At 64.4% G+C, this 16,669-nt stretch carries 17 protein-coding genes; 3 read left to right on the top strand and 14 right to left on the bottom strand.

The genetic code is table 11. The annotated features are described in order from the left end of the window. Positions 1–125: 125 nt before the first annotated feature. From ABZ671_RS17525 to ABZ671_RS17460, 14 genes are all read right to left on the bottom strand, one after another. Positions 126–1,433 carry an MFS transporter gene (locus tag ABZ671_RS17525; protein ID WP_357858518.1) on the bottom strand — a complete coding sequence of 436 codons (1,308 nt, stop codon included), beginning with the start codon at positions 1,431–1,433 and terminating at the stop codon, positions 126–128. A gap of 49 nt (positions 1,434–1,482) precedes the next feature. Beyond that, entirely contained in the window at positions 1,483–2,463 is a 981-nt protein-coding gene (locus tag ABZ671_RS17520; RefSeq protein ID WP_357858515.1) for a hypothetical protein, read from the bottom strand. Continuing rightward, on the bottom strand, positions 2,454–3,182 hold the full coding sequence (locus ABZ671_RS17515; RefSeq protein ID WP_357858512.1) for an HAD family hydrolase: 729 nt from the start codon (positions 3,180–3,182) through the stop codon (positions 2,454–2,456). The genes ABZ671_RS17520 and ABZ671_RS17515 overlap by 10 nt, the downstream gene beginning before the upstream one ends. Beyond that, positions 3,179–3,394 carry a PqqD family protein gene (locus ABZ671_RS17510; protein ID WP_357858509.1) on the bottom strand — a complete coding sequence of 72 codons (216 nt, stop codon included), beginning with the start codon at positions 3,392–3,394 and terminating at the stop codon, positions 3,179–3,181. The genes ABZ671_RS17515 and ABZ671_RS17510 overlap by 4 nt, the downstream gene beginning before the upstream one ends. Positions 3,395–3,446: 52 nt before the next feature. Then, complete coding sequence (locus ABZ671_RS17505; protein ID WP_357858506.1) at positions 3,447–4,202, bottom strand: nucleotidyltransferase domain-containing protein; 756 nt, start codon at positions 4,200–4,202, stop codon at positions 3,447–3,449. A gap of 266 nt (positions 4,203–4,468) precedes the next feature. Then, a complete protein-coding gene (locus ABZ671_RS17500) occupies positions 4,469–5,785 on the bottom strand; it encodes a hypothetical protein (protein ID WP_357858504.1) in 1,317 nt (438 codons plus the stop codon). Continuing rightward, positions 5,785–6,780, bottom strand: a complete 996-nt coding sequence (locus ABZ671_RS17495; RefSeq protein WP_357858501.1) for a BadF/BadG/BcrA/BcrD ATPase family protein — start codon at positions 6,778–6,780, stop codon at positions 5,785–5,787. Before ABZ671_RS17495 ends, ABZ671_RS17500 begins: the two co-directional genes overlap by 1 nt. Next, a complete protein-coding gene (locus ABZ671_RS17490) occupies positions 6,773–7,921 on the bottom strand; it encodes a 3-dehydroquinate synthase family protein (RefSeq protein ID WP_357858498.1) in 1,149 nt (382 codons plus the stop codon). Before ABZ671_RS17490 ends, ABZ671_RS17495 begins: the two co-directional genes overlap by 8 nt. 2 nt (positions 7,922–7,923) lie before the next feature. Then, complete coding sequence (locus ABZ671_RS17485) at positions 7,924–9,759, bottom strand: hypothetical protein (RefSeq protein WP_357858495.1); 1,836 nt, start codon at positions 9,757–9,759, stop codon at positions 7,924–7,926. Further along, positions 9,756–10,469, bottom strand: coding sequence for a hypothetical protein (locus ABZ671_RS17480; protein ID WP_357858492.1), 714 nt, complete (start codon positions 10,467–10,469; stop codon positions 9,756–9,758). The genes ABZ671_RS17485 and ABZ671_RS17480 overlap by 4 nt, the downstream gene beginning before the upstream one ends. A gap of 549 nt (positions 10,470–11,018) precedes the next feature. Further along, the gene (locus ABZ671_RS17475; RefSeq protein WP_357858489.1) at positions 11,019–11,891 is read right to left on the bottom strand and encodes an oxygenase MpaB family protein; all 873 of its coding nucleotides are present in this window, start codon (positions 11,889–11,891) and stop codon (positions 11,019–11,021) included. Further along, on the bottom strand, positions 11,888–13,117 hold the full coding sequence (locus tag ABZ671_RS17470; protein ID WP_357858486.1) for an MAB_1171c family putative transporter: 1,230 nt from the start codon (positions 13,115–13,117) through the stop codon (positions 11,888–11,890). The genes ABZ671_RS17475 and ABZ671_RS17470 overlap by 4 nt, the downstream gene beginning before the upstream one ends. 5 nt (positions 13,118–13,122) lie before the next feature. Continuing rightward, positions 13,123–13,695: a hypothetical protein gene (locus tag ABZ671_RS17465; protein WP_357858483.1), complete on the bottom strand. Its 573-nt coding sequence runs from the start codon at positions 13,693–13,695 to the stop codon at positions 13,123–13,125. A gap of 2 nt (positions 13,696–13,697) precedes the next feature. After that, a complete protein-coding gene (locus ABZ671_RS17460) occupies positions 13,698–14,219 on the bottom strand; it encodes a hypothetical protein (protein WP_357858480.1) in 522 nt (173 codons plus the stop codon). 299 nt (positions 14,220–14,518) lie between these two features. On the opposite strand from ABZ671_RS17460, the gene ABZ671_RS17455 reads away from it, so the two are divergent. The 3 genes from ABZ671_RS17455 to ABZ671_RS17445 are packed head-to-tail and all read left to right on the top strand — an operon-like array spanning position 14,519 to position 16,661. Continuing rightward, complete coding sequence (locus ABZ671_RS17455; RefSeq protein ID WP_357858477.1) at positions 14,519–15,109, top strand: hypothetical protein; 591 nt, start codon at positions 14,519–14,521, stop codon at positions 15,107–15,109. Beyond that, positions 15,103–15,987, top strand: a complete 885-nt coding sequence (locus tag ABZ671_RS17450) for a hypothetical protein (RefSeq protein WP_357858474.1) — start codon at positions 15,103–15,105, stop codon at positions 15,985–15,987. Before ABZ671_RS17455 ends, ABZ671_RS17450 begins: the two co-directional genes overlap by 7 nt. Next, positions 15,984–16,661, top strand: a complete 678-nt coding sequence (locus tag ABZ671_RS17445; RefSeq protein ID WP_357858471.1) for an SAF domain-containing protein — start codon at positions 15,984–15,986, stop codon at positions 16,659–16,661. Before ABZ671_RS17450 ends, ABZ671_RS17445 begins: the two co-directional genes overlap by 4 nt. Positions 16,662–16,669: the final 8 nt, after the last annotated feature.

Raw genomic sequence — 16,669 nt, 5'->3', positions numbered from 1 at the left:
GAGTTGTGTTGTCCGGGTTGCGGGGGCCGGTTGACGGAGTGGGGATGGGCACGGCCTCGAAACCCTCTGGCGGATCGAGGCTTACGTCCAGATCTGTGGGGGATGGTGGGTGAGATCCCCGCCGTCTACCCGGCATCGTTCAGTGCTGAGGCTGTATGCAGCAACGGGTCGGAGCCTGATCTTGCGGGGACCAGCCTCCTGGTTTCGATTCCATGGACGGATCGGTGTACCACCCAGGCTGCGCAAAGCATCAACCCGGCGAGCGCTAACCAGCCCATCGCGCCACCGGTCAGTGCCAGATACGTGAACAGCGCCGGTCCGACGGTCGACTCGAAGCTGCTGCCCTGCTGGAAGAGCCCCTGGAACTCGGAGCGGCGACCCTCCGGCGCCAGCTCGCCGACCAGACCCCAAGAGGCCGCCGACTGAAGAACCTCAGCAATCGTGATCGCCACGCAGCCCGCAACCAGTACAGCGCCCGCAGTCCACGTATTACCCCACCCGGCCGCGAGGAACAGTAAACACGAAATCGCGATCAGAAATGCGGCACGGACGTTGGCGCGTACGGCACCGTTCACACCGACAACATCACGCGACAACCGGACCTGGCTCACGATTGCCAGAAAGGTGTTTATCAGGAAGAGCGCACCCAGCAGTGAACGGGGCGCAGGCGTCTTCGTGACAAGCCAGAGAGGTAGAACGACGGCAAGGATGGTCTGATGGGAGGTCAACACTCCGTTCGCGACCGACAAGGACCGGTAGCGCCAACCAAATCTTTGCTGCTGCGGTCCTGCTACCTCGTCGCCGCCCTGATCGAAAGGCGAAGGGCGGGAATCGTGGCTCGGTGCCGTGGGCAATCTCGTGATGAAGCAGCCATTTGCCAGCAACAGAATGCCGGTCGCGAAGGGTACGGCCGAGATCAACGCGCCGGACTTCGACAGCAATGCCAGGCTTCCCAACATTGAACCAAGGGTCAGGCCGACGTTAAATGCGGTACGGAGGTACGCCTGCATCTGAACACGTTCGCTGGCTTCTACTATCCCGAAGGTATAGCCACTGCGAGCGGATCCGGCGGCTGCCGACAACAGACCGATGGCGACCATTAGTGCAAGGAAGGACGCAAAACCTCTCGCGAGAGGGAAGCAGAGGTAAACGAGGCCTTCGAGGGCCGCCGCAGCCGCCCAGGCTCTCTTGGGGCCGATGGCATCGGCGATCCGTCCAAGCCGCGTGGCCGCCATCAAGACGATGAAGCCTACTAGTGAGTACCCGACTCCGACTTCGGCCGGAGCCAGTCCGATTACCTGGGTGAAGAAGACTGCACTACCAGTGAGGAAGGCGCCGATTCCCGCCGAGAAAAGCAGTGACTGCAACGACAGGCGCCGCGTCAGCCGATCTGGCGACACTACGTGTTGCACGACTCGACCAAGCGCGCTCATCATGGACTCCATTCGTTGCGTGCTCACGTCTTGGGATGCCGGGTCGGGCCTAGGCACCGTGCCGGGCGATGAGGTACCGGCAAACCTCATCGGGGCCGCCTCGCAGGCGGAACCGTGGAATCCGGTGGGCGGCGGCGGCGAGTGCCGTGCGTTGGTCGCTGGGACCGGGAAAGGCGTCGTGGAATGCCGGCATGAGCGGACGTCCGTCGTCGTCGAGCACCATCAGGAAGCCGGAGGTCAGATCACCGAGCGATGCCGCGAGCGCGTACACGGCGTCGCGGGGCAGCATGGGCTTGACCGCCAACGGCGAGCCCGGGGGGAGCACCCGCAGGTCATAGATGGCGGATATGGGAGCCGCGTCGACAAGGGGAGCCAGCCCGAGATCATTGATGCTGACCGTTCTCTTCGCGTCCCAGCCGCTTTCGACGGTGCCAAGCCAGTCCAGGACGTCCTGCGACCACCGCCGCCGAATCGCCTCCCGATGGGCCAGCATCAGCGCAGAGGATGACCTCAGTCGGGTATTGCGCCAATGGCCGAGCAGAGCAAGCTTCCCTTCGCGCAGTCCGATCTGGCATCGGTCGGCGCCGGCATAGGCCACCGTCTCCTCGGCGCACAGGCGAAGCGCCGTGATGGTCTTGCCCGCCCCGCTGCCTCCGGTAAGCAGCACCGCGCCGCCGGGAAGGTTCAGTCCGGCGGCATGGAGTTGGAACACTCCTGTTTGCTGCCGATGGATCTCAGCAGCAAACAGTGCCGCGGAGAAGTATGGATTGCTGACTCGGGTGACCCGGGAAGAACCTACCTCCACCCGTAAACCTGCCTTGGCGAGTTTCCACCGAGGGGAATCGGAAGTTCGCACTAGCGTCACGCTCGTGCTGAGATCGAGGTCCAGGGAGGTCTCCCACATGCCAAACATCCGTTGCTCGGGCAGCCATCCCAGGTTACTGTCAACCCGGACCTCGACTCCCATCACAGCGACGTTGCAGCTTGTGAATGCGCTCTGTCCGATGTTCATGAACAAGATCACCTCCACTCGCCGGCTTTTATGTAATCGACGAGTTGGGCGAATCCTGCCACCGCAGGCGTCCCGGCCGGCGCATGGTCTGCCCGGAATGTTGTCATCAGCGTGGCGTTCAGTGCTGATCGACGAGCACCGAGGTAATCAGCCGCATAATCGTCGCCGACGTGTAACACCTCAGCCGGATGTAGGCCGAGCCCAGCCACGCTCGCCTGAAAGGCGGCCGGATGCGGCTTGTAGTAGCCGACTTCGTCGGAGAACACGCACGCCTCGGGGGTAAAGTATTGCCATAGGCCCAGTTCGACCAGCGTCCGCCTCACGAAAGTTCCAGTCTGCCAACCCACATTGCTGATCAAGCCCAGTCGCAAACCAAGATCCCGCAACGTGCGCAGGCATGTTTCGAGTCCCCGCGCGACCACAAATTCTCCGTCGAGTAAAGCTTCGTTGAGCTGAGCGGCCAGGCCCTCAATCTCATGCGGATCACAGGTGAGACCGACGCGCGTGACGATGGACGAAGCCAACTCCGCAACCGCGAAGTGCCGGTATAGGATCTTCTCCGAGTCGCGTTCAGCCTCAGCAGCGGCGTACGCGGTGACCACACGCGCCCGGCTGATGCTTACCTCGCGACTTTGGCACCAGCGATGGATGAGTTCCTTGCGTCGGCCGTGTGCCGCAGCCGCTCCCGCATCTTGGACGAGGGTGTGGAATACATCGAAGGTGATTCCACGAATCATGGAGCATCCGTTTGGACGAAGCCTTGTTCAGTGAGCAGGCGAAGAAATGCGACTACATCCTGGGCTATCTGAGATGGCGGCACGTCCGGATAGGCGCTGGCCACCGCCTGACAGATGCCGCGGACAGTCTGCCTCCCGTCGATGTTATCCCAGATGATGGTGCTGACCTCATCGAGCCGCCAAGTTCTGCCGTCTTTTTCCAGGTAAATCACGCCGTCTCGGCGTCGTGATCGGACTAGCAGATCCGGCGCGGGTACCGTTATATCAAACATCGATTTCTCGCAACAACTCTCGGCTCCGCAGAACGGTGGATCGAACCCAGGCGGAGGAATCCGCCGGAACAAATTCCGCCATGGTTTCTACGGCCAGGTACTCGCGGAAAAGCTCTTCGAATCCCTCGGCCTCCCGAAGCCGTCGCAACCGCCATTTCGAAGGCGGCACTGGGGAACCGGTATGGCTGAGAACCGCATCGACTACTCGGGCGAAGGCCTCGCGACACGCCAGCGCAGCGATAAGAGGTTCACCCGAGGCCAGCAAACCTGCCGCATCGTCAAGCCGCACCTCGGCGGAGTAGACCGCTCGTTTGGCAAACTCGCGGCTGAGGCTGCTCGCCGGCACGGTCGACTGCAGCCGATCAAACAACTCACGGTCGCCGAGCAGGAAGCGGGCCGTGTGCAGCCGCCACAACACATCCATGTCGGCGTGGCTTAGAGTGTCACGTGCCGAGGCCTCGCCCAAGCGGGCGACGAGCTCGTGAATCTGGATTGGAGACCAATACTCGACATCGAACCGGACTCCGTCGTGAAAGCTGATCGCGATCGAAGGCAATGGTTCGGCGACCGTGACATCGAGATTGAAGCCGGTCGGGGGCGGCGGTTCGCTATCTGAAATGACAAAGAGGTCGACGTCGCTGGACTTGTGACTCCAACCGACCGCGCGTGAGCCCCCGAGGTAAACACAGGAGAACCGCACGTTACCCAGAAGTTTCTCGGCAATTGTGCGGATCGTTGTAAGGTCCAATGTTGACTCTCCATGACTTATGGTGGTGCTGGGACGGCGGACCGCCCCAGCACCACAGGCAGCGGTTACTTGCCGATGTTAAAAATGCCGCCATTGACCTCGGTCATGGTCGGCTTGCTGTAACCCTTCATGGTTGGTGCACCTCCTCTCGCGTCCGTTGACCTCTCGCCGCGGGGTCACGATCCGGCACTTGTGGACCTAAGAGTGTCGAGACCCACGGCAAGTCCACCGCACAGCGCCGCAGTGCTGTGCCAACTGCCGCCATGTCATATGGCGCGTTGAAACCAGGTGAGCATCTCCTCGGGGCCCTCGACGTAGCAGCGAACCACTGCTTCTGTGCCCGACTGGCGTAGCAGCACCCTTGCGCCATCGGGCCAACTCAGGCGAGCGATACCATCCATCTCCTGTACGGTCCCGTCCGGCCATCTGGCCTGGATGGTCGAGCAGACCGAATCGGCCGGCCGCGTGGTGGTGAATTGTCGTGGTTCGAATCGCCGCTCGATGCGGACGCGATGAATCACAGCGTCGAGTTCCGCGACGCTCCGGAACTGCCGCAACACCCGGGCGGCTCCGGCGATGCCGTCACGTTCGAAGTACGAATCCGGTTCTTGGCTGAGCGCCAGTCCGCCGTTGGGCTCGACGCCCAAAGCTGCTGGTCTGCCGACCGCCTTCCAGTGTGCAATAATGTTCTTGAAACCTACGAAAGTCGAGGCGTAGTCGAGTTCGGCGCGATCTGCGGTCTCCCGCAGCGCGCTCTCCGCGACCTGGGTCGCGATCACCGTACGTACGTCGAGACCATCGCGGATCAATGCCATCGCCAGTTCGGTACTAGTGATGTATCCAGCCGCCTTGGTGTACGCACAGAGCCGATCCCCGTCGCCGTCCGTCATGAACACGATGCCGTGGCTGGGATCGCCGCATGCCAATAGGGCGGCCTTCATGGCGGGTTCGGCCTGACACCGAAGCACCGGATCCGGTGTGCCACCGAGGAAGTAAGGCGCGGCGACGGAACGCCGCCAGCCAACGGGACCAGCAAGCTCTGCAAGCACACCCACCACACCGTACATCGCGTCGAAGACGACCAAGCCGTCGAAGCCGTTGGCGCTTTCCAGAAAGGACCTGCCGATTGTGTCTCTGTAGTGGCCGGTGATGTCGACGCTGTCCGGTCCCGGACGCAGCGATGCCACGAGTGCGTCAATGTCCCACGCTGCGGTGGGAAGATCGCCGTCGAAGGGCAAGCCGTCGCCGCCACGGACCTTGATGCCGATATCTCCCGGCGGATTGTGGCTGGCGGTAATTATTATGCCGCCGGCGATGCCCTCATGCGCGGAGACATACCGTCCCACGGCTGGCGTCGGAGTCGGCCGGCTTGCGATGGCGCACTCGTGTCCCATCGTCGTCAGCGCCCTACCGACAAGCACCGCAAGGTCTCTGGAACCGGCCCGACTGTCATACCCTACGGCGATTGTTCCCTCAATGGCGGTGGCGAGGCCCAAGGCCCGGCCGACAATCTCCCGCTCGGACCAGTTCCGGGCCGGCAAACCACGCCAGCCATCTGTCGTCAAATCGGCGTTGTTTTTCATCACGCTTCCCCGTGCGACGCGGATAGGTAGACCGGTAGCCATGGATGGCGGATCGTCTCAGTGCGGAGCCGGTCGATGTGGTTTCCAAGTTCCCTGACGTTGCGCACCAAGTCGTCCGATGCGACCAGAACCTCCGACCGCGCGAGGCCTGACTGCAACCCGGCCAGAACGTTCTCACGAAGGCCGTCGCAGGCGGTGAGCAAGGAGCCGGTCAACACTAGCAGCGATGTGCTCAGGTCGATCTTGAGCGCTCGTGCAACCGCTGTGACACCCAGACAGATTTCGTTCGCGGCGGCACTCAATATGTCGCGGGCAACCGGATCCAGAGCCGCGGCCGCCGCGAAAACCGCTCGGGCGTATTGAGCAACCTCTACCTTAATGCTCGTGGGGTCCTCATACACCGTCTCGAACAGGTGATGCGGCAGCTCGGCAGGCGTGCACGCCCGCATTTCCGATAGCAGGTCGGTGAGAATTGTGGGCCTGCCCCGCCCGTCCGCTTCGCGGATCGCGGCACGCAGCGCGGCCAGCCCGATGTCGTAGCCGCCGCCCTCGTCGGACAGGACGAACTCTTGGCCGGACGCGCGTCTCCACAGCCCGTCGTGGGAGCGCGCGAGGAAACCGGTGCCCGTGCCTGCTGCGGCTACTACTACGTTTCGAGTCGGCTCGATCAGAGCCAGCGGGACGAGGTCGTTGACGACGATGATGTCTCCGACTGAGGCCGATTCGCGAAGACGGTCGAGACGTCTTCCCAGCTGCGCTGCTTCTCGGGCAGTGGAGGCGGCACCGTGGCCGACGTAGATCGAGATTGCTCCAGAAAGGCCGGTGAGGATGTCCAGGAGCATACGGTGCAACGTGTCCATTGCGTCCGATGCCGAGATCGAGCGGGGATTGCTCGTCGGCCCGTGGACATATCTCGTCCGGGCGCCGCCCTCGTAGACCGCCGCCGAGGTATGTGATCCGCCGCCTTCGACGGCCAGCGCGATCCCGTCAGCCATGACCTGCCGCCTCAGCAAACTCCTCGTATGTGACGTCGTCGACAAAGACTGTTCTGCCCGGAGCCGCAGGTACGACTAGCCGAAGGGCTCCATTGCGGACCTTGCGAAGGTCTGCAACCTTGATCCAGCTCGCGGCGAGTAATGATGGTGGCAAAACCGTTGGCAGCCCGAACGCGGATAGCAGGCCTTCAACGGTGGAGACCAGGGTTCCGCTGCACAATGCACGCCCGTATCCGACGCGCGCGGCTATCGTCGTGCCCAGGGCGACCGCCTCGCCATGGCGCAGCTGAAAGCTGCTTGCCGACTCGATTGCATGACCAAAGCAGTGGCCGAGATTCAGCGACCGATCTAACGTCGACAGCTCAAGCGGGTCTGCGGCGAGGAGATCGAGCTTCGCGAGCGCGCTGGCGCGTACCACGCGTTGCAGTCGTGCCCGACTCTCGCGCAGCGACCTAGGAGTGCAGTTCGACACGTCAGCCCAGAGCTCGCCGCCCTGTATCAGCGCCACCTTGACGATCTCGGCGAAACCGCAGGCGAACTCGTCGTCGCTCAAGCTGTCGAGGTGTTCGGCGTAGCTCAACACGGCGGACGGGTGGTAGAAGCCCCCGATCCAGTTCTTCGAACCGAGAAAGTCGGCACCGACCTTTCCGCCGATGGCGGCGTCGACCTGGGCCATCAGGGAGGTCGGCACGAGCACGTATGGCAGCCCACGCAGGTATGTGGACGCGACCAATCCGGCGATGTCGCAAACGACACCGCCACCTACGCCAATCACCAAGTCGCGTCGCTCGATGCCCAATTCTTTGAAGCTGCTCCAAAGGTCGACCAGTCGGCCGACATCCTTCGACGTCTCTCCGGCCGGAAAGATCAGCAGGTCGACTTCCCCAACCGATCCTCTGAGGTCCGAGGCGAGCCGCTTGCCGATGATCGGGCCGACGTTAGAGTCGCTGACCACCACTGTTCGATTAGTCTGAAGGCGGGCTCGAATCGGATCGATGACGGTTCGGAATGCCTGCGGCTCGTATCTCTCCCGGAAAGTGATCGGATATTTATCGAAGACTTCGACCGACACCGAGATTGCTGGCGTGCTGGTCGAAGCCAACCGAGATCGACGGATGCCTTGATGCTCGTGCGCTGGCATGTCTACTTCATAGCCAGACGGGCGATGCTCTGCGCATCCATCGAATAGGTGACGTACAACTCGTTCAAGTCTTCTCCGGCGATGCCCCAATCGTCGACGCCGATGGCGTGCCCGCCCCCACCCAGTAAATCGCCGAGGATGCTGGAGGGTGCGTTGTGCACACTTATGCGGCGCGCGGCGGCCGGGATTAGGTCCGATCGGCGTGCGGAATCGAGTCGTGAGAAACGATGTATGCCGTAGACTTCGATGACGCGACACCGCAGTTCGCCTGCTGCGTGAACGATTTGAGCCGCCTGCAACGTTTTCGGAAGCATTGCGCCGGCGGTCAAGAAGACGACGTCCGGTTCAGGGTAATCAAGGTGGATCTCATATCCATCGGCCGTGTTCCGGGAGAGATAATCAGCCGTGGAAGCGGCTACCGGAACGGCCTCGTGTGGCAGCCTGATATACGTCGGCGTACGGGACTGAAGTGCCTCGACGAAGAAGGCTCGTGCTTGATTGGCGTCGGCTGCCTCGAGAATGTCAAGGTCGATCATCTGCCGAAGGACAGCCAGGAACCGGTCACTCTGGACCATTGCACCCAGCAAGTCACCTAGGCCGCCGGATGTTCCTATCAACACGGCCGGAATGCCGGCGAAGGCGATCGACTGTCGAATCTGGTCCAGCGCGCGCCAATAGAAGGCTTCCATGGAGAACACTACGCCCGTGACGCCACACGAGGTCATTCCGGCCGCCAGTGATACGCCGTCCTGCTCGGCGATGGCCAGCTGAAGCACGTTGCTCGTGGGGTTGTCCCAGTCCCAAGAGCCGACGGCGTCCATGTGTTCCATAATTCCTGAATTTCGGATGGCGTCGGGCGCCATGAAGATTAGCGACAGATCTTGAAGATCTGCTGCGATGCTTCCTCCGACCTTCTTGGTCACTTCGAGGCTGCCGACCGCTGACGAGCGAAGCATCGGCGCGAGATCGGCGACGATGGTGGTCGGTGTATGGTCTGCCCGATGGTCGTTGCCGCGCAACTCTCGAATGATGCTCGCCGCGCGGATAATCGCCTCATGCGAGGTGTCCGACGGGATTGCCTCGTCCGGCACACTGCTGCTCAGCTGGTTGGAGCCCTCAAAGCCGGGGATGAGACCCTTGCCTTTCACCGTGTGCAGGATGATTGCACTGGGTCGTTCGTCTTCTGCGGCAGCAAGTAACGCTTCTTGGATGGCCGAGACGTCATGGCCGTCCACTACTTGCGTGTGCCACTTGAATCCGGACCAGCGGTCGGCCCAGGTCGCACGATCGAGTTTGATCAGGCTGCCCGACCCGTTCGCGTCCACAAGGGCGACCAGGTTCCGCATTTTCAGCCGCTCGGCGGTGATTGCCGCCTCCCATACCTGCCCCTCGGTGCATTCGCCATCGCCGAGGAGGACGTAGACGCGGCGATCGATGTCCTGTTTGCGTAGTGCGATGGCTTGACCAAGCCCGAAGGACAGGCCCTGGCCGAGTGAGCCGGTGCCGAGGTCGATCCCCAGACTGCTATCGCGGTGCAGCATGCGCGGAAGGGATGACCCGAATTCGCCGTAGCGCAACACCTCGTCTAGCGAAGCGTCGATGAGACCTTGAGCCCAAAGGCAGAAAACGAGGGGCGATGCCGCATGCCCCTTCGACTGGACGAAGTAGTCCCGGTCTGGACCGCGTCGCGGATCGATCTCAGCCACTCCAGCGAAGAAGAGGACCGTCATAGCTTCCACGGAGGACAGGGATCCCCCCGGATGCCTGTTAGCCAGGATCGAAAAGGTCCTGACGCCCTTGCGAATCTCTTCAAGCTGTGCGGTCGAGGGTTGCTTCATTGACTGCTCCTTGGCGTGGCTGCCCGGAACTCGCGGGCGAAGGCAGCATCATTCTCGGTGTTGACGTTAATCGCTGTGTCAAACGCGAAAGATTTGACCATGGCCGAATGTTTGAGATGGTCGGCAATGTATGCCATGACGCTGGCGTTCGGACCAGGCTCATCGATGTCGCTCAAAGCCTGGGACCCCCAGCGAAACGCGCCCACTGTGCGATGAGAGGTCACCCGGTGTCGAGTGAGACTCGTAAGATTGCCACGAGGGTCGAGTTCTACCCAGGCAGGACGTCCCGACCCGCGTTCAGGCACCGATGTGACACCGATCGTCAGCCACGAGTCCTCGGCGCAAGAGCGGTCGAGGAAGCTTGAGATTGCGCCGGGTTCCGCGACGAGATCGGAGTCGAGCACCGCGAATGCCCCGAGGCCGTGGTGGTGTTTGGTGCGCACCAAGTCCCGGAAATAACCGCTCGGTTCCTCGACGAGCAGTCGTACGTCCACTGCGGATTCCGCGATGATGCACTGCAACTCGGCGGAGTCCTCGCGAACGTACAGGAGAACCGGGGTGTTCGCTTCGGCTGCCGCGATCTCGCCCAACAAAAGTTGGAGGATGCTGGCCTGGCCAGCGACTGGCGTCAACGTCTTGGCCCGAGATTTGCCCATGCGGCTGCCCTTGCCGTTGGCGAGAATAACGACAACGTCAATCGCAATGCTCATGCTTCCCCCGTTCGAGCCCGAGCGTTGCAGCATGGTAACTCGTACATTGATCACCGTGCAACGCCTTTGCCTGCGGGGGTGGTGGCGTCGGCAGCCACACGGCACAGGACCCGTGAGCCCGTTCGCTTCGTGCGCCGAGGATGTCAGGTAGGCGGTGCACCTGAGCGTCGATGATCGCGAGCGGCACGGCGCGCCCGACCCAACAGAGGCCGGCCAGCATCACCGGAGTTGTTGGACGGCGAGGACGACAACGACTATCGCCACCGCAGCGCAGAGTTCCAGCAGGTACGGACGGGCGCCGAGCCGCTGTCGACACCGGCTACATCGTCCGGCTGGCAGGAGCGCGGTCCAGCCGGGGCTGGTCGGGCTCACCTCCGATCCCGCAGTCATTGCAGGTGCGCTGGCCGGACTGGCCCGCTGGGACGGCCAGTCGAACGAACAGCCAACGCATCATTGGCGTCACCGCGAGGATGAGCAGGAGCAACGCGATCCTGCCCGGCGCACGAGGGGCGTCGCCCGAGCGCGTCGGCGACAGCACCGGCGAGCCGATCATGCCCTGCTGTGGTCGGCCGAGTGGTCCTGCTGGGGACCGAGCTGGCTGATCTCGTATCCGTCGGGGTAGGTCTTGGTCTTGATCCCGTCGGCGAACAACGCTGTCGTCCGCGGCTTTCCGAACCAGCGCTGGAGCCGGGAGCGTCCCTTCAGCGCGAGGTGGAGGCCAGTCCTGACGGGCCAGGCGGGCGGATTGACCTGCATTGCGGTTCGCAGTCGTTCGTCGTACATGGCGCTGACCAGCGCATTGCCCAGCGGCGCGAGCGGCTTCGGGACGCGGGTGAGCATCAGCATGCGGGTGGCCCGCTCGATCGCCGCCGCGTCCTCGTTCGGCTTCAGGTGCTCAGCGTCGTGGGCGTCGAACCAGGTCTTGAACGCCTCGTAGGAGCTGGGGATATCGGTGATGCCCATCCGGCGACCGAGTTCCCGGTAGAAGAGGTAAGTGGCCTGCCGCTCGTGGCAGCATGGGCGGCGCCAGCCGCAGCGCTGCAGCCAGCGGGTCGGGATCACCACCAGGCAGCCCAGGACGTAGAGGTAGTCGTCGTTGCTGATGTCGTACGGGCGGTGGATCTGGTTGACGCGCCGCAGGGCGTCGCGGCCACGGGGCTGCTCGAAGCCGTTCAGCACCATCTCGTACATGAGCAGGCCGGTGTCGTCGATCCGCTTCTGCGTGCGCTCGGTCAACTCGCCCGTGGCGGTGTGCACCGCGGCGATCGACGGGATGGAGAACGACCGGTTGAAGGCGAGGTTGAGCCCGAGCTTCATGTCCCACGGGAACTCGTATCGCAGCATCGTCTGGTAGATGGCCAGGTACTCGCGCTCCGGGTCGAGGGCGCGGATATGAGCGAGGTTGGCGTAGCGGGCCTTCATCGTCGGGCGTCTCCAAGCGGGATCTGCGAGGCGGGGAGGTGTCGGGACGCGGTGAGCGTCCGGGCCACCACGGGTGATTGGGCGTAGGCGCCGGAGACGAGCGCCAGCCAGGACACCTCGCCGGCGTAGCCGCCGGAGGGACGATGCAGCTCGTCTGCGGGCTGGGGGAGTTCGACGGCACGGCCGGCGCGATGGGCACGCAGAGCGCAGGCCAGGTGGGCCGCCTCAACCGCGGCTCGCTGCTCCTCTGCGGTCAGCTCAGCCTGCTCGGCGAACTGCTCGGCCAGCTCCGTCACCCTGGCGTCCATGTACGGGCGCAGGGCGAGTCGCGCGTCCCGGATCTCGGCGACGCGGCGGGTCAGGGCGTAGTCGATGTCCCGCACAGCCGTGAGGGGTCGGCGCAGGCTCACATCGAGTTCGAGTTCCGGCAGCGCGATGATGAGGTCCCGCCAGAGTGGTTCCAGCCGCCGATAGCAGCGGAAGTCATCCCAGCGTCGGGTGATCGTGAGGATCGGACCCCACGCCGGCATGGTGAGGCCGACCATCATGAGCAGCGCGCTGATGGTCACCAGGACCGAAGCGACCTCTCGTTCGCCCGTCGGCCGGTGGCCGCTCCAGTAGGCGATCAGGTACACAATCTTGTTGATGCTGTAGAGCAGGGCGAAGGCGGCGCCGACAGCCGTGACGCGAAGGCCTCGGCGCAGCCAGGGACGCCCACAGATCCGGGCGAAGCGCCAGCACAGCCGGGAGATGTCGATGCAGTAGGCGAAGAAGCCGAGCGCAATGAAGACAAGCAGGTACGCGGTCACCGCGGGGTCAGTGGCGTACTCGACGGTGAGGAGTACCGGGGTGTCGTAGGTGAGCGTGTAGGCGAACAACCCGACCATGGCGAGGAAGGCACAGCTGGTGACCAGTATCCAGCGTCGGGTCCGGGCGGCGGCCTTCGACCGTGGAAGCGCCAGGTGAAGCAGCATGCTCTCGGCACTCGCGGCGATCGTCATCGCGCAGGCATGGGAGAAGAGCTTGGCCAGGTTGGGCAGACCGGAGGTGCGGTCGATCGCGGCCGCGAGGGGTGGAACGGCGAGCGTGATCCCGACGGCGAAGGCTCCGATGGCCACGCAGATCGCGCCGCGCGCGTGGCTGGGATGCCGGCGCTGGAGCCGCAGCATGTACCCGAATGCGGTCCAGCCGGCGAGGGCGCAGATGGCGTACAGGGCGGTATCCATCGGCCCTACCAGTCGGGGTGTTCCAGCGAGCGCCGCAGCCGGCCGTACAGCTCGGCCTGCCGGCTATCCATCGGTGAGTCGTCCTGTTCGCCGCCGCCGCTGTGCGCCCGCCGAAGGAGCAGCGAACCGATCATCTCGGCCTCACGCTCCTCAGCGGCGGCATAGTTGCTGCGCCCGAGGCTGCGTTGGACCAACTCCGGGTCGAGGTCTGGCAGCAGCAGCCGCGAGGCGTCCGGATCCAGGATCTCGGTCGTCCGATGACCGGCGATCAGGTGCCCCAACTCGTGTCCGATGATCAGCATCTGATGCAGCGGCGAGGTGTCCTGCTCGAAGAAGATGGCGTCGAAGTCGCCGGTCGGTACGAACATCCCGCACACCGTGTGTGCCGGCAGGCTGATTGGGACCAGGTGAATGGGGCGGCCGCGTCGCTCGCCGAGAATCTGGCACAGCATCCGGATGTCGGACCGTTCCGGCACCTCCAGCTCGGCGAGCAGCCTCTCGCAGCGCTTGCGTAGTCGGTTCAACGTCACGTCAGCGTTCTCCCGCTCATTGGCGTGCTGCCACCGAAGAAACAGCACCGCTACCTGCGTTCGTCCGGCTCGTCGCTGGCCCTGTTGGCGTCTGAACCCTCGGCCACGGCGCGCAAGCGGGCCACCATCTGCTCAATGAGCTGGGTGTCCGTGGCCGACAGTCCACTGTCGGCAAGCACTTGACGCAGTGCCACCTGCTTGACGTCCATCCGGCGGAGCTCGTTGAGCAGCCCGATCTGGTCTTGGATTCGTCGCGCGGCCGCCTCGTCGACGAAGTAACCCGAGTTGACGCCGAACGCGGCGGCCAGGGCGCGTACGTGCGACATCCGAGGGTCGCTGGCCACACCCCGGCGGAGTTCTCCGATGTAGGCCGCGCTGATCGTGACACCGGTGTCGCTCGCCGCTGCGTTGATCTTGTCGGCGATCTCTTTGTTCGTGTACCGGCGTCCAGCTTCGTCGGAGTCGCTGAGCTCTTCGGGCGTGGGGCGAATCTTGTCGAACAGGTACTCCAGCCTGGCGGCCAGAGTGTCGAGGGGTGGCAACTCCAGCTCAACATGCCGATCTTCGTCCATGACTCTTCACCCTCCAGCGACCTAAACAACAGTGTCGCAGATGCATGCGCTAGCAAAACAGATGTTGACACGCGCACGGAACGTGAACGTATGATCGCCCCGGGTTCGAGCAACGTGCGTTGAGCATGCGACGGATTCACTCAACGCGTGTGTCCGGGGGCCCGGCGCCAACAGGTCCGCCGGTCCATAAGGGAGGAGCCAGTGCGTACGGGAGCGGCTCCACGAGGAGCGCCACGGGGCTGAGGCCCGGCCATCCGGCGGCAGGCCGGAGCCATGCCAGCCATCAGAGGAGATACGCCTTGATCGCGATCACCAGCAAGGCCGTGAACCCGAGAGCCCGGTGGCTCGCCGCTGGGCTCACCGGCACCGTACTCGCCGGGATGACGGGGTGCGGCGACGACAAGCCTGCCGTCACGCCGAGCTCGAGCCCGTCAGCGGCGTCGGCATCGCCATCTCCGACCGCCGACGCCGAGAGCGCCGAGGCTGAGGCGGCAGCGTTGACCGCCTATCAGAACTACGTCCGGAGCTACGTCGCCGCGTCCAACAAGGGTGATTACAACGCGAAACTCGACAGGTTCGTGGCGAACCCGGCGTTGCTGACGGTGCGCCAGGACCTGCTGATCAAGTTTCAGCAGGGGCTCGTCACCACCGGGGAGCCAGTCTCTGCGCCCGCCGTGAGCAAGGTCGACACCACCCGGCGTCCCTTCACTGCCGAGATCGAGGACTGCTTTGACACCAGCGGGTGGGATGTGGTCTCCAAGAAGACCGGCAAGTCGGCGCGTACCAAGGGCCAGGCAACGAGGTACGTGGTGATCGCGCAGGCGGAGCTGTTCGGCGACGGCCAGTGGCGGATCCGCGAGGTCAACGCGCAGCGGGAGAGGTCATGCTGAGGCGTACGCCGCTCGCCGCCGCAGTCCTGATTCTGCTGGCCAGCGTCGGCGCTCTGCTCGCACCCGGCCCCGCGTACGCCGACTACGAGCACTGCGATGCGCTGGGCAACTGCTACTGGGTGGTGGAGCAACCGGGCACCGGCGGCGGCGGAAGCAACGGCGGAGGCAATAACGGCGGCGGTGCGGGCCAAGGGTGCAGCTACGAAGGCCAGCCCGTGCCGTGCGTGGTCGACGAACTCGGGGTCTGGGACGGCTCCTGCTACGTCAAGCGCGTCCCACCGCCACCCGGCGGCCGGACCGACGGCTACTGGACCATCCGTACGTGCGTCTACGGCGACATCGCCTCGCAGAGCCCGGCGACCTGGTCGCCAGACCCGCCCGCCGGGATCCTGCCCTCGTATCAGGAACTTGCCCAACGAGCCATCGCCGAGATGAAGCTCGACGGGCCGAACATCGGGATCGCTCCGCGGACGAACGGCTCTGGGTTGGTCGGACTGCCGATCTGGCTCTGGAACAACGTCAGTCCCACCACCTGGGGGCCCATCACCCGGACCGCAGCGGTGCCAGGTCGGTCGGTCACCGCTACCGCCCGCGCGCAAAAGATCGTCTGGAGCATGGGGGACGGTAGCTCCGTCACCTGCACCAAGCCCGGTACGCCGTACCAGCCGTCCTTCGGCAACCGGAAGTCACCGGACTGCGGATACGACGGCTACTCGCGGCCAAGCAGCACCCGATCCGGAGGTCGGTACACCGTCACGGCGACCACCTCATGGCTGATCACGTGGAGCGGGGGAGGCGGGAACAGCGGCTCGCAGTCCATCGACCTTTCCTCCACGGCCACGCTCGACATCGGCGAACTGCAGGTGATCACGTCATGACCAGCGCCCCGACCACCTCCTCCCGGGCCACCCCAACGGTTGCCGCGCCATACGCCGTGCCCCGAGTCGCACCGCAACGACGCTGGCGCCCGGCCCTCGTCTGGCTCGCGGTGGCGCTGGTGGCAGCCGGTGGGCTGATCGCTGCGGGCGTGCTTCGCAAGGTCGGGACCACCGCCGAGTATCTGGCGGTGGCCGCCAGGGTGGAGGTCGGCTCCACGATCGGTCGCTCTGACGTCCGCACGGTGCGCATCACGGTGGACCCGGCCCTCAAGCCCATCCCGAGCAGCGCCGCCGACGCCGTCATCGGCAAGTTCGCCGCGGTCGCGCTGGTGCCCGGCACCCTGCTGACCCAGGCGCAGCTCACCGACACCGCAGTGCCGGGACCCGGTAGACAGCTGGTCGGCATCAGCCTCCCGCAGGAGCGCATGCCTGCTGAGCGGATCAAACCTGGTGCCGAGGTCCTACTCGTCGTGACCACCGACGACGGTCCGGTCGCGAATCAGCAGCCCACGACCGCACCGATCAGCATCAAGGCCACCGTCGTGGACGTGCGGGACGGTGTGAAGGAGGGGACGACACTCCTCAACGTCGCCGTCGTCGAACGCGACGGGCCACTCGTGGCCGCACGCGCCGCCGCCGGTCGGATCGTCGTTGCCCTGACCTCGGGGAGCTGACGTGGCAC

The sequence above is a fragment of the Micromonospora sp. NPDC006766 genome, from assembly GCF_040636055.1.
Classification (GTDB): Bacteria; Actinomycetota; Actinomycetes; order Mycobacteriales; family Micromonosporaceae; genus Micromonospora.
The sequence above is the reverse complement of the archived record's forward strand: the minus strand, read 5'-3'. Positions and strand labels throughout refer to the sequence as shown.

Excerpts from the sequence above, each read along its gene's own strand:
- ABZ671_RS17525 (WP_357858518.1), bottom strand. The coding sequence starts at position 1,433 with ATGAGCGCGCTTGGTCGAGTCGTGCAACACGTAGTGTCGCCAGATCGG.
- ABZ671_RS17515 (WP_357858512.1), bottom strand. The coding sequence starts at position 3,182 with ATGATTCGTGGAATCACCTTCGATGTATTCCACACCCTCGTCCAAGAT.
- ABZ671_RS17500 (WP_357858504.1), bottom strand. The coding sequence starts at position 5,785 with ATGAAAAACAACGCCGATTTGACGACAGATGGCTGGCGTGGTTTGCCG.
- ABZ671_RS17495 (WP_357858501.1), bottom strand. The coding sequence starts at position 6,780 with ATGGCTGACGGGATCGCGCTGGCCGTCGAAGGCGGCGGATCACATACC.
- ABZ671_RS17490 (WP_357858498.1), bottom strand. The coding sequence starts at position 7,921 with ATGCCAGCGCACGAGCATCAAGGCATCCGTCGATCTCGGTTGGCTTCG.
- ABZ671_RS17485 (WP_357858495.1), bottom strand. The coding sequence starts at position 9,759 with ATGAAGCAACCCTCGACCGCACAGCTTGAAGAGATTCGCAAGGGCGTC.
- ABZ671_RS17480 (WP_357858492.1), bottom strand. The coding sequence starts at position 10,469 with ATGAGCATTGCGATTGACGTTGTCGTTATTCTCGCCAACGGCAAGGGC.
- ABZ671_RS17475 (WP_357858489.1), bottom strand. The coding sequence starts at position 11,891 with ATGAAGGCCCGCTACGCCAACCTCGCTCATATCCGCGCCCTCGACCCG.
- ABZ671_RS17470 (WP_357858486.1), bottom strand. The coding sequence starts at position 13,117 with ATGGATACCGCCCTGTACGCCATCTGCGCCCTCGCCGGCTGGACCGCA.
- ABZ671_RS17460 (WP_357858480.1), bottom strand. The coding sequence starts at position 14,219 with ATGGACGAAGATCGGCATGTTGAGCTGGAGTTGCCACCCCTCGACACT.
- ABZ671_RS17450 (WP_357858474.1), top strand. The coding sequence starts at position 15,103 with ATGCTGAGGCGTACGCCGCTCGCCGCCGCAGTCCTGATTCTGCTGGCC.
- ABZ671_RS17445 (WP_357858471.1), top strand. The coding sequence starts at position 15,984 with ATGACCAGCGCCCCGACCACCTCCTCCCGGGCCACCCCAACGGTTGCC.